This is a genomic window from Pauljensenia sp. C0170B4 (assembly GCF_056590235.1).
In genome coordinates this window covers 53,360-69,699 of sequence record NZ_JBWPVS010000004.1, presented here as the reverse complement: position 1 = coordinate 69,699, position 16,340 = coordinate 53,360, and the positions used below count along the sequence as shown (strand labels likewise).

At 59.7% G+C, this 16,340-nt stretch carries 14 protein-coding genes; 13 read left to right on the top strand and 1 reads right to left on the bottom strand.

From position 1 onward, the window contains the following. The first annotated feature begins 23 nt into the window (after window positions 1-23). The 11 genes from AC1EJ1_RS06195 to miaA all read left to right on the top strand — a co-directional run bounded on the left by AC1EJ1_RS06195 (window position 24) and on the right by miaA (window position 12,127). Window positions 24-2,723 carry a DNA translocase FtsK gene (locus AC1EJ1_RS06195; RefSeq protein WP_480295542.1) on the top strand — a complete coding sequence of 900 codons (2,700 nt, stop codon included), beginning with the start codon at window positions 24-26 and terminating at the stop codon, window positions 2,721-2,723. 17 nt (window positions 2,724-2,740) lie between these two features. After that, window positions 2,741-3,349, top strand: a complete 609-nt coding sequence (gene pgsA / locus AC1EJ1_RS06190) for a CDP-diacylglycerol--glycerol-3-phosphate 3-phosphatidyltransferase (protein ID WP_480295541.1) — start codon at window positions 2,741-2,743, stop codon at window positions 3,347-3,349. A 14-nt stretch (window positions 3,350-3,363) separates the two neighbouring features. Next, window positions 3,364-5,148 carry an ABC transporter ATP-binding protein gene (locus AC1EJ1_RS06185; protein WP_480295540.1) on the top strand — a complete coding sequence of 595 codons (1,785 nt, stop codon included), beginning with the start codon at window positions 3,364-3,366 and terminating at the stop codon, window positions 5,146-5,148. Between the two features lie 208 nt (window positions 5,149-5,356). Beyond that, window positions 5,357-5,668: a helix-turn-helix domain-containing protein gene (locus tag AC1EJ1_RS06180; protein ID WP_058236441.1), complete on the top strand. Its 312-nt coding sequence runs from the start codon at window positions 5,357-5,359 to the stop codon at window positions 5,666-5,668. Window positions 5,669-5,682: 14 nt separating this feature from the next. Further along, complete coding sequence (locus tag AC1EJ1_RS06175; protein ID WP_480295539.1) at window positions 5,683-5,904, top strand: DUF3046 domain-containing protein; 222 nt, start codon at window positions 5,683-5,685, stop codon at window positions 5,902-5,904. A gap of 271 nt (window positions 5,905-6,175) precedes the next feature. Beyond that, window positions 6,176-7,285 (top strand): recombinase RecA, encoded by a 1,110-nt coding sequence (recA, locus tag AC1EJ1_RS06170; RefSeq protein ID WP_058236443.1) that lies wholly within the window; start codon window positions 6,176-6,178, stop codon window positions 7,283-7,285. Between the two features lie 11 nt (window positions 7,286-7,296). Further along, the gene (locus AC1EJ1_RS06165; protein ID WP_480294006.1) at window positions 7,297-7,923 is read left to right on the top strand and encodes a regulatory protein RecX; all 627 of its coding nucleotides are present in this window, start codon (window positions 7,297-7,299) and stop codon (window positions 7,921-7,923) included. Then, entirely contained in the window at window positions 7,913-8,419 is a 507-nt protein-coding gene (locus AC1EJ1_RS06160) for a CinA family protein (protein ID WP_480295538.1), read from the top strand. The genes AC1EJ1_RS06165 and AC1EJ1_RS06160 overlap by 11 nt, the downstream gene beginning before the upstream one ends. 27 nt (window positions 8,420-8,446) lie before the next feature. After that, the gene (gene miaB, locus AC1EJ1_RS06155) at window positions 8,447-10,000 is read left to right on the top strand and encodes a tRNA (N6-isopentenyl adenosine(37)-C2)-methylthiotransferase MiaB (RefSeq protein WP_285014601.1); all 1,554 of its coding nucleotides are present in this window, start codon (window positions 8,447-8,449) and stop codon (window positions 9,998-10,000) included. Between the two features lie 4 nt (window positions 10,001-10,004). Then, entirely contained in the window at window positions 10,005-11,153 is a 1,149-nt protein-coding gene (locus AC1EJ1_RS06150; protein WP_058236447.1) for a hypothetical protein, read from the top strand. Further along, window positions 11,150-12,127, top strand: coding sequence for a tRNA (adenosine(37)-N6)-dimethylallyltransferase MiaA (miaA, locus tag AC1EJ1_RS06145; RefSeq protein WP_285014603.1), 978 nt, complete (start codon window positions 11,150-11,152; stop codon window positions 12,125-12,127). The genes AC1EJ1_RS06150 and miaA overlap by 4 nt, the downstream gene beginning before the upstream one ends. A gap of 23 nt (window positions 12,128-12,150) precedes the next feature. Here the strand turns inward: miaA and AC1EJ1_RS06140 are convergent, their stop codons facing one another. Continuing rightward, a complete protein-coding gene (locus AC1EJ1_RS06140; RefSeq protein ID WP_092648462.1) occupies window positions 12,151-12,765 on the bottom strand; it encodes a class I SAM-dependent methyltransferase in 615 nt (204 codons plus the stop codon). Window positions 12,766-12,849: 84 nt separating this feature from the next. Here AC1EJ1_RS06140 and hflX point away from each other — a divergent pair, with 84 nt between their 5' ends. Together hflX and AC1EJ1_RS06130 are read left to right on the top strand one after the other, a co-directional pair. Continuing rightward, complete coding sequence (gene hflX / locus AC1EJ1_RS06135) at window positions 12,850-14,388, top strand: GTPase HflX (RefSeq protein ID WP_480295537.1); 1,539 nt, start codon at window positions 12,850-12,852, stop codon at window positions 14,386-14,388. Then, window positions 14,369-16,333, top strand: a complete 1,965-nt coding sequence (locus tag AC1EJ1_RS06130; protein WP_480295536.1) for an ATP-dependent DNA helicase — start codon at window positions 14,369-14,371, stop codon at window positions 16,331-16,333. The genes hflX and AC1EJ1_RS06130 overlap by 20 nt, the downstream gene beginning before the upstream one ends. The last annotated feature ends 7 nt before the right edge of the window (window positions 16,334-16,340 follow it).

The following is a 16,340-nucleotide window of genomic DNA, read 5'->3' as shown; positions in this document are numbered from 1 at the left end:
GTTCGCGGTAGCGTCGAAGTATCATGGCCAAAAAATCTGCATCATCTTCGCGTACTCGCAGCTCTCGAACCTCGGGGCGCTCCTCTGCACGCGCCGAGAACGCTCCGGCACGCCCAGGCGGCCTGGCGCGGGCAGCGTCGGCAACAGGCCACGCGGTTCGCAGCGCACACGAGCAGTGGCGCGCTACGGACCCTCAGCTTAAACGCGACGCGTTGGCATTCATCTTGTGTGGGCTGGCCATTATCATCGCCCTGCGTGAATGGTTCGGCATTTCCGGAACCGCAGGAATGATCGTGCATCACGCGGTAGCCGGCCTGGTCGGACTGTTCTCCGTTCTGGTGCCGATCGTGTTCGTCGCCCTGTCGATCGAGCTCATCAAGGCGCGCTCCGGCCAGCACGCGCTGCCACACCACATTGCAGGTGGAATCGGCATGGCCATGTCGATCGCGGGCATCACCCACATCACCGCGGGAAACCCGAACATCGATTCCTTCGACCGGATCGAAGCAGCCGGAGGGCTTGCCGGCTGGTTCATCGGACGCCCGCTGGCTCAGCTGCTGTCACCCTGGGGCGCAATCCCCATTTTGGTGCTGCTCGCCCTGTACTCACTTCTGCTCGCCACCCGCACGCGGATCAGTGACATTCCCGCAGTGCTGCGCTCATGGTGGCGCATCCTGTCACGCCAGGACCAGCGTGAACGCATTGATGCAGACGATGTCGATAGTGACGAGGACGAGCTTGCGGCCACCGCTCAGCTGGATTCCTACGACGCGGATGAAGCATTCCGCCGTGCACACGAGAGCGCACACGCCGTCCCGAATGTGTCAGAACACCAGGACATCGAGGAAACGGCGCCCCCCTCGTCAGACCACGAACCAGAAGCAGCAACCCAGGTTCTGCCGCAGGCAGATACGGGAGCAGGGGAGGAGACCTCCATACTGGCCGCACCGCCCACGACCGAGCCGCCTGCCAGTTCCTTCCAGCCCGAGCTCGACGAGTCGATTTCCTATACGCTGCCTGACGAATCCCTTCTGGTCCGCGGAGCGCCGCACAAGACGCGTTCTGCCGCGAACGATCAGATCATCGAGGCCCTGCAGCGCGTATTGACCGAATTTAACGTCGACGCCACAGTGACAGGCTTTTCGCGCGGCCCCACGGTGACTCGATACGTCGTCGAGCTGGGTCCGGGCGTCAAGGTCGAACGCATCACGAACCTGTCGAAGAACATTGCCTACGCTGTGGCAACAGCAGACGTGCGCATCATTTCACCGATTCCCGGCAAGTCCGCCATCGGTGTGGAGATCCCGAACCCTGACCGCGAGACGGTCGCATTGGGTGACGTGCTACGCTCCGGTGTCGCCAAACGCAATCACCACCCGCTTATGGTCGGTGTGGGTAAGGACGTCGAGGGTGGCTACGTTGTCACCAACCTGGCCAAGACACCGCACCTGCTGGTTGCAGGCCAGACCGGTTCGGGTAAGTCAAGCTTCATCAACTCGATGATCACGTCCATCATGATGCGCGCCACTCCGCAGCAGGTACGCATGATTCTGGTGGACCCCAAGCGTGTGGAACTGACGGTCTATGACGGAATACCGCACCTGATCGCACCGATCATCACGGATCCGAAGAAAGCCGCCGAAGCGCTTGAATGGGTTGTTGAAGAGATGACCAGGCGTTACGACGACCTGCACACATACAAGTTCCGTCATATTGACGACTTCAACAAGGCCGTGCTGTCCGGGCAGGTGCACGCGCTGCCGGGACTGGATCGCACGCTCAAGCCCTACCCGTACCTGCTGGTCGTGGTCGATGAGCTGGCGGACCTGATGATGGTGGCGCCTCGTGACGTGGAAGCGTCCATTCAGCGCATTACACAGCTGGCACGTGCGGCCGGCATTCACCTGGTGCTGGCCACCCAGCGCCCGTCGGTGGACGTGGTCACCGGCGGCATTAAAGCTAATGTTCCCTCTCGTCTCGCGTTCGCAACAGCCTCGCAAACTGACTCGCGCGTGATTTTGGACCAGACCGGTGCTGAAAAGCTGATCGGTCAAGGTGACGGCCTGTATCTGCCGGCGGGTGCGGCGAAACCTTTGCGCGTTCAGAGCTCGTGGGTCACTGAATCTGAAATCCATGCTGTTGTCACGCATGTGAAGGAGCAGATGGAAGTGCAGTACCGTCAAGACGTCACGGCACCTGCGAAGAAACCGAAGGTTGCTGAGGATATTGGTGATGATCTTGAGGATCTGCTGCAGGCAGCCGAACTGGTGATTTCCACACAGCTGGGCTCCACCTCCATGCTGCAGCGCAAACTGCGCATCGGGTTCGCGCGCGCAGGACGATTGATGGATCTGCTGGAATCGCGCGAAATTGTCGGCCCGTCCGAAGGATCCAAGGCGCGCGAAGTGCTGGTTCCACCTGAGTCCTTGCCGGACGTGCTGGCAATGCTGCGCGGGGAAACGGATTCCGTACATGCTTCCGAACCGGAACAACCTGCCGATCCGGCTTCCAGTCAGGGCGGCTACCACGGCGCGCCCTCGTCCGCTGATCACGCACCTGACGCGTACGGCGACTCAATGGGTCATGACTCACATGCAGGGCCGTTCGCCCACCCTCACCGGGACCTGACCAGCATCGGCGCACCTGATGACTGGGTCGATGAGAAGGACTATGACGACGGGTCAGGTCCAAATGAAGACGCCTGGCAACTGACTGGTCGCTGAACACGATAGGATTCATCATGATGAAGTCAGCACCGGAAAACGTCTCGATGTTGGATGAGGGGCCGAAGCGCTCCTGGGTCAATGTTCCCAACATCCTGACTGTTTTTCGCCTCATCATGGTCCCCATCCTCATCATCTTGATGCTGCAGCATGACTGGAACCTGCACTGGTGGGCGGTCAGCGTGTTCGTGATTGCCGGCGTCACCGACCAGCTCGATGGGCACATCGCCCGCTCGCAGGACCTCATTACCGATTTCGGCCGGATCATGGATCCGATTGCCGACAAGGCACTGACCTTGAGCGCCTTCATCATGCTGAGCATCGTGGGTTACCTCCCGTGGTGGTTCACCATCGTCATTGCGGCAAGAGAACTAGGCGTGACGGTGTTGCGTGCATGCCTGCTCAAACGCTCAGTTGTCGTTGCTGCATCGCTTGCAGGCAAGTTCAAGACCTTGTTGCAAATGTTCCTGATCTTCATCCTGCTGCTGCCCTGGTCCACTTTTTCGAACATCGTTATGCCGGGATCATGGTTTATGGACGTCGTTGCAGCACTGACTCTGATCGCCACATTGTGGAGTGGAGCCGGCTACGTGATCGAAAGCATCAAACTGTTCGGCAAACATTAGGTGTCATCTCAGACATGAAGAATATCTGGCGAATCCTGTCAAACGCCCGCTCACTGTGGCCGCTCTACGTCGGCATTATCATCGGCGCCATCGTCACGACGGTGACCTCCCTGCTCAGCCCCTTCGTCATCGCGCAGGGCACGCAGATCGTCGTGGACATGATCGGCGGCAAGACGAACGCGACGATCACCACCCTGGTGTGGCTGGCCGTTGGACTGCTCGCACTCATGGTGCTGAACTCGTTGATCACGAACGTCACCGGCTATATGGGTGACCAGATGAGCACGAGAATCCGCGCGATCCTGTCGCACAACTATTTTTCGAAACTGCTGCGCCTGCCGCAGCGCTATTTTGATTCCGAGCTGACCGGCACGATTATTTCGCGCCTGAACCGTTCAATTACCTCGGTGGCTGACTTCCTGCAGGTATTCGCCAATTCGTTTTTCACCACGATCCTCACCGTCGTCACGGTGCTGGTGGTGGCTGGCCTGCATTCGCCGTGGCTGGCGTTGTGCCTGTTCATCATCTACCCGCTGTTCGTCTGGCTCACAGCTTTAACCTCGGTGAAATGGCAAGTGTGGGAGCATCAGAAGAACGAGCACTACGACATCTCGGGTGGCCGTTTTGCTGAAGTCATCGGCCAGCTTCGCGTCGTGAAGTCCTATACGCGCGAGCGTTCCGAACTGGACGCCTTCGACGGGCACTACGACGACGCAATCAGCATCACGCGCTCCCAGTCTGCCTACTGGCACCGCATGGATATTATTCGTCGCGTGTGCCTGGACCTGGTGTTCTTCGCGGTCTACCTGATTATCTTCATCCAAACTGCTCGCGGCGCCTTCTCCGTGGGATCAATGGTGCTGCTGATCCAACTGATCAACATGGCCAAGCAGCCTGTCACGTCGATGAGCTACTACGTGGATACCCTGCAAAAGGCGATCACCGGCTCCAACGAGTACTTCAAAGTCATGTCAGAACCCGACGAGCCGCTGACCGCCGTGCACGAGACAATCGACTGGTCCAGCGAGGATCCATACGTCGAGTACTCTCACGTCAACTTTGGTTACACCGACGAGGCAGTCCTGCGCGATATTTCCCTCGCTATTCGCAAAGGTGAACGCATCGCGTTTGTGGGTGAGTCAGGTGGTGGCAAGACCACGATGATCAACCTGCTGATGAAGCTGTACACGCCTGATTCAGGCGTGCTGAGGGTGCGCGGACATGACGTGACGCAGGTGCCGACTCAGGCGTTGCGCGATCAGATCGGTGTTGTCTTCCAGGACGCAAGCCTGTTTTCCGGCACGATTCGTGACAACATCACCTACGGCAAACCCGACGCTACGGACGACGAGATTGTCGAGGTGGCGCGTCGCGCGAACGCCCTGTCGTTCATTGAGCGCCTTCCCGACCGCTTCGACACGCAGATCGGTGAGCGCGGCATCAAACTGTCAGGTGGGCAAAAACAGCGCATCTCCGTTGCTCGCGCCATGCTCAAGGACGCGCCGATCCTCGTGCTCGATGAGGCAACCTCAGCCCTGGACACCAAAGCTGAACGGCAGGTTCAGGCAGGCCTCGACGAACTCATGCATGGGCGCACGACGATCATCATCGCGCACAGGCTGTCCACGATCGCAACGGTGGATCGAATCGTCACCTTGAAGAACGGGACGATCGATGAGGTCGGGTCGCCTGCTGAACTGGCGCGCAGTGGCGGAATCTACGCGCAGCTCCTGGCGCTGCAGGCCACAGACTCGCACGCCAGCCGCACACTGCTCAAACAATTTGAAATCACGCACTGACGCTGCCGGCCAGGGGAGTACCAACTCCCCGAATCGAGACGTACCCCACATTAGGGATCTGTCAACTGCCGGGAATAAAGACATCGTCAAGGGCGTTGAAATGATCAGACAAGGAAATGATCCTGCGCATTGCAAGCTGGTGTTCAGTAACTTCCCAGTTGGTGAACATAGGATGCATGTGAGTTCAACGAGAGGATACAGTCAGAACATGACGACAACTGCAACAGCACCACTGCTTCGCACCGAGATTGGCGACGTGCTGCGCTCACTGCGTCAGGACCAGGGCCGGACCTTACGCGAAGTTTCATCTCAGGCACAGGTGTCGCTGGGATATCTGTCCGAAGTTGAGAGGGGACAGAAAGAAGCCTCCTCTGAACTGCTGCAAGCCATTACCGGAGCACTAGGCGTCCCGCTGTGGGTCGTCCTGCGCACCGTGTCAGATCGCATGGCGATCATTGAAAGCACAACGGTGCCCGATACGGTACCCGATGATTTGATGTCGGTTGCGCTGTTGAGCTAGAACGGTTCAGCTTCGTGCTCAAATCAGAATTCTGGAACGCCCTTGACCAGATCTATGGACCTGCGTTGGGGCGTTCCCTGTTTCAGGACCTCTACCTCGTCCCGCTGAAAATGAGCGGCCGTGAGGCGATGGATGCCGGTGTTGACGTTGAGGTGATATGGGACGCCCTCGTCGATGAAACCGGAAAAGGCGAAGAAGCCCGCTGGGTGCACAGGCGCCCGAAGAAGAAGCGCTGAAGGCGAGCCGAACGGTTGCCTGCGCGAGGATTGACGGGCGAGGCGGCTCACGTTTGTGACATCAGCGTGTCGTTTCACAATCGAACACGTGTTCCACTACTGTATCCACAGGTGGCCCGATTCGCTCCAGCTTTCCACAGATTGCTCGCGACGAATCCCAAATGCCTATGGTCGGGCATATCGTCACTCATGCACCCCGGCGAGGGGACCGCATTCCGAGACCAGGACTGATCCATTGGGCGGAGAGCCCGCAACGACGAGGAGAAACACGATGGCCAGGAAAACAGCCCCGCGTGCGCAGCAAGCGACCACAGATCGCGACAAAGCACTGGAAGTGGCACTCGCGCAGATCGATAAGCAGTTCGGAAAAGGATCTGTGATGCGACTGGGCGACGATGCGCGCCCGCCCGTACGCGTCATTCCCACAGGTTCGCTGGCCCTCGACATCGCACTGGGCATCGGCGGTTTGCCGCGCGGTCGAGTCGTTGAAATCTATGGACCAGAATCTTCCGGTAAAACCACCGTTGCTCTGCACGCCGTTGCCAACGCACAAAAAGCGGGTGGAAACGCTGCGTTCATCGACGCTGAGCACGCACTTGACCCGGAGTATGCGCGTGCTTTGGGCGTGGACACTGACTCCCTGCTGGTTTCACAGCCCGACACCGGTGAACAGGCACTGGAAATTGCCGACATGCTGATCCGCTCGGGCGGCATTGACATCATCGTCATTGACTCGGTGGCCGCGCTCGTTCCCAAGGCGGAAATCGAAGGCGAAATGGGTGACTCGCACGTCGGCCTGCAGGCCCGTCTGATGAGTCAGGCGCTGCGCAAGATCGCAGGCGTCCTGTCGGCCACAGGGACAACTGCGATCTTCATTAACCAGCTGCGTGAAAAGATCGGTGTGTTCTTCGGATCTCCCGAGACAACAACGGGTGGCAAGGCACTGAAGTTCTACGCTTCAGTTCGCATCGACGTGCGTCGCATCCAGACTCTCAAAAATGGCGATCAACCCGTCGGCAACCGCACCCGCGCCAAAGTCGTCAAGAACAAGATGGCGCCGCCGTTCAAGCAGGCGGAGTTCGACATCGTCTACGGTAAGGGAATCTCACGTGAAGGCTCCCTGATTGACATGGGCGTGGAAAGCGGCATCGTGCGCAAGTCAGGTTCCTGGTTTACCTACGGAGATGATCAGCTGGGCCAGGGCAAGGAGAACGCCCGCCAGTTCCTTGTTGACAATGCTGAACTTGCCGACGAGATCGAACACAAGATCCTGCAGGCCGTTGGCATCGAAGCATCTCCCGAAGAAGAATCAACACAGTCCGAGGAGGCTTCGGAGACAGCAGAGCCGGCCGTTGACCCCTCCGAAGATGCAGGATTCTAAGGTGTGTGCACGTGGTCAACTACTCGGATCCCGAAGACCATCCTGAGCTGGGTGACCAGCGTCGGCGTGCAACCGCGGATTCGGCTGCGCAACGCATGGCGCGAATTCGCGAACGCAACGCTTCTTTAACGGGGACAGCCGCGATTGAAGCGGCACGTGAGGTGGCACTGCGTCAGCTGGACGCCAGGGCGCGATCACGCGCCGAACTGCACACGGCCATCACGTCGCGTGGCTTTTCCAGTGATGTTGCCGATGACGTACTGGATCGGCTCGAACGCGTTGGACTGGTTGATGATCGCGCGTTTGCCGCCATGTTCGTCAAGGATCGCTTCTCGCTGGGCGGCAAAGCAGGACGCGCCCTGGCAGCAGATCTGGCGAAACGCGGAGTTGCGCTGGAGCTGATTAACGAGGCCCTGAGCGAGATTTCTCATGAGGATGAACAGGCGCGGGCTCGACAACTTGTCGACGCGAAGAAACGGTCGGTGCTGTCACGAGGGCTCGACGGCGCTGAACGCGATAAAGCCTTTCGCAGGCTGACGGGTATGCTGGCGCGCAAAGGATATGCGGCTCACGTGTGCGTCAGCGTTGTCGGCGCCGCGTTGAATGAGTGGAGTAGAGAATCGGACGATGACATCTGATGATGCGACTTTTCGCCTGGTGCACGACCTTATCGACTCACACCTGACGATTGCGACAGCTGAATCCCTGACAGGTGGGCTCCTGTGCTCGACACTGGTCAACATTGCAGGCGCATCCGATGCGGTGCGCGGAGGCGTGTGTACCTATGCCACTGAGCTGAAGGCTGACATTCTGGGTGTCGATCGGGCACACCTGGCACGAACCGGTCCGGTAGATGCGGACGTGGCCATTCAGATGGCTCAGGGGGTACGCACCCTGATGGGTGCCGATATCGGTATCTCCACCACAGGCGTGGCCGGCCCAGGTCCGGCAGACGGGCACGAAGCAGGAACCGTCCTCATCGCCTGTGTGACTCCAGAAGGCTTCACGCAGCGTGAATATCACTTCACTGACCGCTCACGCACACAGGTGCGCACCGCGGCTGTGGACGCTGCAATCACGCTGGTGAGTGACGTGGTCACACGCGGGCATGACGAACCCAACAGGGTGGAGTAAGGCATTGTTGAGTAGAATCTTCAGACGATGACTTCTTTGACCGATCTTTCCGCGCCAGCCGCACCGTCTGCACTGCCACGTACCTACGCGGTGCGCACACTCGGATGCCAGATGAACGAGCATGATTCAGAACGCATGGCGGGACTACTGGAAGAGTATGGACTGGTTCCCGTCTCGCAAGTACCCGAAGCTGCAGCACGTGCCACTGATGCCGGCGACATGGGCGCTGACGTGGTGGTCATCAATACCTGCTCGGTCAGAGAAAACGCTGCGACTCGTCTGTTCGGAAATCTTGGCCAGCTCGCCCAGGTCAAACGTGAACGCCCCGGCATGCAGATCGCAGTGGGCGGGTGCCTGGCTCAGCAAATGCGCGGCGGTATTGTGGAACGCGCACCTTGGGTCGACGCCGTTTTCGGCACACACAACATCGATGTTCTGCCCGCACTGTTGCGGCGCGCTGAACACAACCAGGAAGCAGCAGTTGAGATCGAAGAATCGCTGAAGGTTTTTCCATCGACGCTGCCCACACACCGCGAATCCGTGTATGCGGCATGGGTGTCGATCTCTGTCGGATGCAATAACACCTGCACATTCTGCATCGTGCCGCATCTGCGCGGAAAGGAACGCGACCGCAGGCCAGGTGAGATCCTCCAGGAAGTCGAAGCAGTTGTCGCACAAGGCGCTATCGAAGTGACGCTGCTGGGGCAAAATGTCAACTCCTACGGTGTGGGATTCGGTCACAGAGGAGCCTTCGCTGATCTGCTGCGCACAGTCGGCGCAGTCGATGGAATTGAGCGCGTACGCTTCACCTCCCCTCACCCGGCAGCTTTCACTGATGACGTCATCGAGGCGATGGCTCAGACACCCACCGTCATGCCATCCCTGCACATGCCATTGCAGTCAGGCTCAGACACGGTGCTGCGCCAGATGCGCCGCTCGTACCGTCGCAAGAAATTCATGGGCATTTTGGAACGCGTTCGCGCAGCAATGCCCGACGCGGCTATTACGACCGACATCATCGTCGGCTTCCCCGGCGAAACGGAAAAAGATTTCGAGCAGACCCTCGAAGTCGTCGAAGAAGCACGCTTCGCATCTGCTTTCACCTTCCTGTACTCACCGCGCCCCGGCACGCCCGCAGCCGATCGCGACGACCAGGTTGACCCCGCGGTCGCCTCCGAACGCTACAGCCGTCTTATCGCCCTGCAAGATAAGATCTGCGCGCAGGACAATGAGAAGCTCGAAGACACTGCCGTCGAAGTCCTCGTCAGCGAAGGACAAGGCCGCAAAGACGGTGCCACTCAACGCATCACGGGGCGTGCGCGTGATAACCGACTGGTACATGTCGCCCTGCCCGACACTCTTGTAGAAGCGGACAGGCCACGACCCGGCGATATGGTGCGCGCAACGGTCACGCACGGTGCGCCTCACCATCTGCTCGCTGACTCGGCCCTGACCGGGGGACTTTTCGACGTTCGCCGTACCCGTGCAGGGGACGCATGGCAGGAGGTTCAGCGTGCACACAACGAGGCATCCGATCCACGCGTAACTCTTGGAATGCCGACGCTGCGCGTGAGATCATGAATGCATGAAGCAAAGCGACGTTGACGCCGTCCAGGACGTCACGCTTATTGAGGTGCGCCCCCAAATCAGCCGTCCGTTCAACAATGAACACCCGCACGCTGATCTCTACTGCCGGTTGGCGGCTCTCACGGAGCAACATTCGCAGCGAATCTTTGGCACATCTGTGTGGGCGCTGACCGCCCAACAGCTCTCCACGGCTCGTCATTCGTGCGCTCAGCTCTTTATCGTTGCCTGCGCAGGTTCCCAGCCCGTCGACGTCGATCGAGCCAGCGTGATCGGCTTTGCCTATCTGGAGCTACCGCTGCTGGAGAACACCCATCTGGCAACGTATGACATCTATCTGGCAGATTCCCACAATGAGGCGATTGCTCAGGCACTTCGCGCCCGATGTGAAGAAAAAGCGCGGCGCTATGGGCGCACCGGTATCGACACATGGGTTGTGTCGACCTCGTGGCACAAGATCGAGGATTCCGAAGCTATCGCTGACGTCAGTGGATATCACCCGGATCGGCCGGACACCCTCGTCAATTTTGATGAGGATGCCGACACTCGGGCACTGCGAGCCGGGGGCTATGAGCCTGTGTGCGGTGAATGGGTGAATGTTCTTCCTGCCCAACGTATCCGTGAAGCCGCACCGGTCGCGCCTGACGGTTTTGAAACAGTGACGTGGACAGGACCCTTCACTCGGCCCGCGCTCGCCAGGCAGATGGTGCGCCTCTACGAAATGTGCGCGCGTGACATCCCTTCAGGCGCGCTACCCACTGATCAAAGCGCAATCTGGGACGAACAGCGTATCCGACTGATGGAGGACGGACTCTACCGCGCCGGCACCAAGTGGATGACGACCGCAATTCGACCAGCCGGAGGACCACTGGTTGGTTGGACAACGCTGACGTATCGTGACGACACATCCGGCTACGCTTACCAGGAAACAACGCTGATCGACCCGCAATACCGGGGCAGGAAACTGTCAGCGTGGATCAAGCTTGTCAATGCTCAGGCACTGGAACGTGAACGCCCCGACATCTGTCACATCGTGACATCGAATGCCGTGACCAACCGCGCAGTATTGGCGCTCAACCGCAACTTTGACGCTCGCGCCGTTGCCATTGACGTGGACTGGTACAAACCGCTGGGTGATCAGAACCTGTGACCTCTGACCACACTCCGATTATCGCCGTCGTCGGCCCCACAGCCTCAGGAAAGTCCGACCTCGCCCTTACCATTGCGCAGGATCTGCCGGCATTGCTGGGAACATCCGGTGAGGCCGAATTGGTCAGCGCGGACGCGATGCAGCTGTACCGAGGAATGGATATCGGCACGGCCAAAACACCACTGGAGGAACGCCGAGGGATCACACACCACCAGATCGACGTCCTGGATGTGACAGACGAGGCCAGTGTTGCCGCCTATCAGCGCGAAGGACGACGCGACATCGCGGATATTCATCGTCGTGCGGGCATCGCCGTGGTTGCCGGCGGATCGGGACTGTACGTTCGCGCGCTCCTTGACGTCATCGACTTTCCTGGCACAGATCCGGACATACGCGCCCGCATTGAAGCTGAGGGCGACGGGCCACTGGGCGTCCAAGGGCTGTGGGACAAGCTCTGTGAGCGTGACCCGATTGCTGCGTCCCGAATCGACCCGCATAACGCGCGCCGAATTGTGCGCGCACTTGAAGTGATTGAACTGACGGGAGAGCCGTTCTCAGCGCGCCTGCCGCGCTACGAGTTCGCCCAGCCGGCGGTCATGCTCGGAATGAGGCGTGAGCCTGCCCGCCTCGATGAGCGCATCGCGGTCAGAACGCACGCCATGTTTGACGAGGGCCTGCTTGACGAGGTTGCCCACCTGATTCCTCTCGGATTGCGCGAGGGCAAGACGGCATCCCGGGCAACGGGATATGCGCAGGCTCTGTCCGTGCTTGACGGTCATATGAGTCGTGATGAGGCGATTGAGTCGGTTGCACTGGCCACCCGTCAGCTTGCACGGCGACAGATCAAATGGTTCAGACGGGACCCACGCATCATGTGGATCGATGCAGACGGGTGCGATGAGGCGGCACTGCGCGCGAACGCGTTGAAGTTGATCGAGCGCGCACTCAGTGATGCACAGCCCGAATCGTTCTAGCGCTGCGCAGCCTGAATCGCGATCTAGCGGCGCGCGACCCGAATAATGCGGTAGCCCTTCTTGGATGCAATCTTGCCGGCATCCCAGCCTTGCTCGCACAGCCAGGAGATCAGGGAATCTGCGCCAAGGTTGCGCTGTACCACCAGGTACGCCTCACCCTCATCGGCCAGCAGGTTGAGCCATTGAGTCAGCAATTCACGCAATGCTTTTTTCCCGATACGCACCGGAGGGTTTGACCAGATCAGGTCGAAACGCACGTTCTCGGAGTGAGCTTTGGCCAGGGCAGCGGGCGCACGGTACGCCGTGATATTGGACACTCCCGCGGCTGTGGCGTTGCGGCGCGTCAAATCGAGCGCCCTGTCTGTCACATCGACTGCCCACACCTGAGCCTCGGGCGACTCCAGCGCCATCGCCAGCGCGATCGGCCCCCATCCGCACCCGACATCCACAAACGTTCCTGACGAAGGCGGCGTGGGAGCTTCTGCCAAAAGCTGGCGTGTCCCCAGGTCCAGACGGTTGGCAGAAAAAACATGATCACTGACCCAGGCGCGAAAATCGTGTCCGCGCAGCGCCACGTCAATGCGGCGCAGTTCAGATTCTTCGGCAGGAGCAGCGTTGGTGAAGTACTGGTCAGTCATGATGTCCAGCCTAGTGGATCACTCAGGTGTCCACACCCATCGCTGTCTCATCTGCGCGGGTGGGTCTGCTCGTGGCACACTAGGATGAACCCGCAACGAAGGAGATCAGTGGCCGACTCACGTGATTCAACCTCAGCGCATGACGACGAATCGTTCAAAGCAGCAGAAGACGTCGTGGCGCGTATCCTCGCCCGCCAGGGCACAGCACTGGCATCCACGCGCTTTCAGGACACGACGCACGATGCTGGCGACCTGGAACGGGAGGCGCGCGCCGGTATGCGCCGCGTCAATGACATTGCGAGCCAGACCGAGCTTGACGAAGTCAGTGAAGTTGAATACCGCCAGGTGCGTCTCGAACGTGTGGTCCTGGTGGGCCTGCGCACAACGCAGAGTCTGGAGGAATCGGAAAATTCGTTGCGTGAACTGGCAGCACTGGCTGATACAGCCGGATCCCACGTCCTCGATGGCATCATTCAGCGGCGCCCCACCCCAGATCCTGGCACCTACCTCGGCTCCGGTAAAGCGCGTGAACTCGCTGAAATCGTGGCGGATAGCAGGGCAGACACGGTCATTGTGGACGGTGAACTGACCGCTTCTCAGCGCCGCGGCTTGGAAGACGTCGTCAAAGTGAAAGTTGTTGATCGTACGACGTTGATCCTTGATATTTTCGCCCAACATGCCAAGTCTCGTGAAGGCAAGGCACAGGTGGAGCTCGCTCAGCTCGAATATCTGTTGCCGCGACTGCGAGGTTGGGGTGAGTCCATGTCGCGTCAGGCCGGTGGCCGTGTGGCCGGCGGTGAAGGTATCGGCTCACGAGGACCCGGTGAAACGAAAATCGAACTGGATCGGCGCCGCATTCGATCACGCATGGCGCGCCTGCGCGCACAGATCCGTGACATGGAACCCGCCCGACGCACTCAACGAGCTGCACGCCGTCGCATGGGTGTGCCCTCTGTGGCGATTGTCGGGTACACGAACGCTGGGAAATCTACCCTGCTCAACCAGCTCACTGATGCCGGCGTGCTTGTGGAGGACGCGCTGTTCGCGACTCTCGACCCAACTGTCCGCCGGACGCAAACTTCTGATGGCCGGGTCTTCACACTGTCTGACACGGTGGGGTTCGTCCGTAATCTGCCGACGCAACTGGTGGAGGCCTTCCGATCCACGCTCGAAGAGGTCGGTGAAGCGGACGTGATCGTCCACGTCGTTGATGCGGCTCACCCTGATCCGGTCGGCCAGGTCGAAACCGTGCGCGGCGTGCTGGACACGATTGACGGCACGGAGACGATTCCCGAAATTCTTGTGCTCAACAAGAGTGACCTGGCCTCGCCTGAACGCCGGGCGCTGAACCGTACGTTGTTTCCCAAAGCTGTTGCGATCAGTGCTCGCACTGGGCAGGGAATCGAGGAGCTGCGCCAGCTCATCGAAGACACGTTGCCGCGTCCGCGCGTCTATGTTGACGTGGTCGTCCCGTACGACCACGGCGACCTCGTCCATGCCGCCCACGAACAGGGCGAGGTCCTCAGTGAAGACTACGAGGCAGCAGGCACGCATATCACTGCTCACGTCGACAGTGCGCTTGCAGACCGACTTCATCATGTGAATGCCGCGCCCCATGCGTGAGGCTGACGAGCAGGAGACTGCCCTCGAACATCGTATTTTGACCCGAGTGCTCACCGCGATGGGAGGCAGTCGGCGCGACGGCCAGGTTCGCATGATTGACGAGGGCGCCGCCGCGCTGAAATCAGGTCACCATGTGATGATTCAGGCGGGAACCGGCACGGGCAAGTCGATTGGTTACCTGATTCCGGTGCTGGCTCGGGCAGCTGAATCAGGCGCACGAACCCTGATCACAACGGCCACGCTGGCACTGCAACGCCAGATTCTGACGAAGGACGCTCCTTTGGTCATTGACGCCGTGGCGGATGAAACGGGTGTGCGTCCGCATGTCGCACTGCTCAAAGGATGGTCGAATTACGTCTGCAAGTATCGAGCTGACGGTGGGCGCTCCCAGCTGGATACTCTTTTCGACGCTGCCGACGCGCATCAGGGGCCAATCAGTGACCTCGGCAAAGAAGTGACGCGGGTGCGAGAATGGGCGCGCACCACGGATTCAGGTGATCGTGATGATCTGATCCCCGGCGTCTCCGACCGGGCGTGGAGACAGGTGAGTGTCTCGAAGCGTGAATGCATGGGGCGCGACTGCCCATTTGTGGAGGAATGCTTTGCTGGCCTCGCGCGCGATGAAGCGCTTGAAGCTGACGTGGTGGTCTCAAACCATTCCCTCTTCGGTATTGACACGATGAGTGCGCTCAACCTGTTTGGAGAGTTGGATCATGTGGTGGTTGATGAATGCCACGAACTTGCTTCCCGCGTTCGCTCTCAAGCCTGTTGTGAAATATCCAAGGCACTGTGTACGCGCGTGGCGCGAGTAGTGCGCACGCTGGTCAAATCCGTTGATATTCAACCGTTCGAGCAGGCAGCGAGCGCATTGATGGATGCCCTCGACGCGCAGCCTGACGGGCTGATGGTGTGCAGGCCAGATGCGGTAGTTGAGGCGATCAGCGTATGTGATTCAACGGTGCGTACCGTGGCCAGTGAAGTTGAGCAGTCCTCGGTGGAGCAAAGTCAGAAACTCATGGCGCAGGCGGCGTGTGATGAGTTCATCGAGGCGATTGACGCGTGGAATGTCGATCCAGCTCAGACGATTACGTACATCGAGAGGGACACGGATAGCAGCGCTGTGTCGTTGAAGATTGCGCCTCTGGATGTCGCCGGACCGCTCGGCGCGGTCGGGCTGGGGGAGCGTGCGGCGATCTTGACGTCTGCCACGCTGGCACTGGGCGGGTCTTTTGATTCGGCGGCTCGGGAATGCGGGCTGATGGTCTCCCACGTGCCCTGGCATGGCATTGACGTTGGTTCGCCCTTCGATGTGGCTCGTCAGGGCGTCATCTACGTGGCGCGGCATCTGCCAGTTCCGGGTCGCGAGGGCCCGAGCGGGGAAGCGCTTGATGAGCTTGTCGCCCTGACTCAAGCGGCAGGTGGTGGTGTACTCGCCCTGTTTTCAGCATGGCGTGGTCTGAAGGCCGGTGCGCGAGCACTTCGCGAGGGGACATCTCTGGACGTGTACGTGCAGGGAGAGGAAACCACGTCGGCGTTGGTGTCGCGTTTTCGAAACGAACGCGATTCGTGTCTGGTTGGCACACTGTCACTGTGGCAGGGGGTCGACGTTGTGGGCCCGTCCTGTCGGCTTGTTGTCATCGACCGGATTCCGTTTCCTCATCCTGATAACGCGGTGTTCCAGGCGCTGCAAAACGATGCAGCGAAACGGGGAGTGAGCGGTTTCGGCGCGGTGGCACTGCCTCACGCAGCACTGTTGATGGCCCAGGGCGCAGGCCGACTGTTGCGTTCCTCGCAGGATCAGGGAGTTGTGGCAGTGCTGGATCCGCGACTGGTCACAAAGTCGTATGGCAGCTTTATCCGCGCCACCATGCCGCAGATGTGGCCGACGACAGATTCGAATACGGTGATCGGGGCTTTACAGCGATTGTTCGAAAAACTCGGTTAAAGAATGG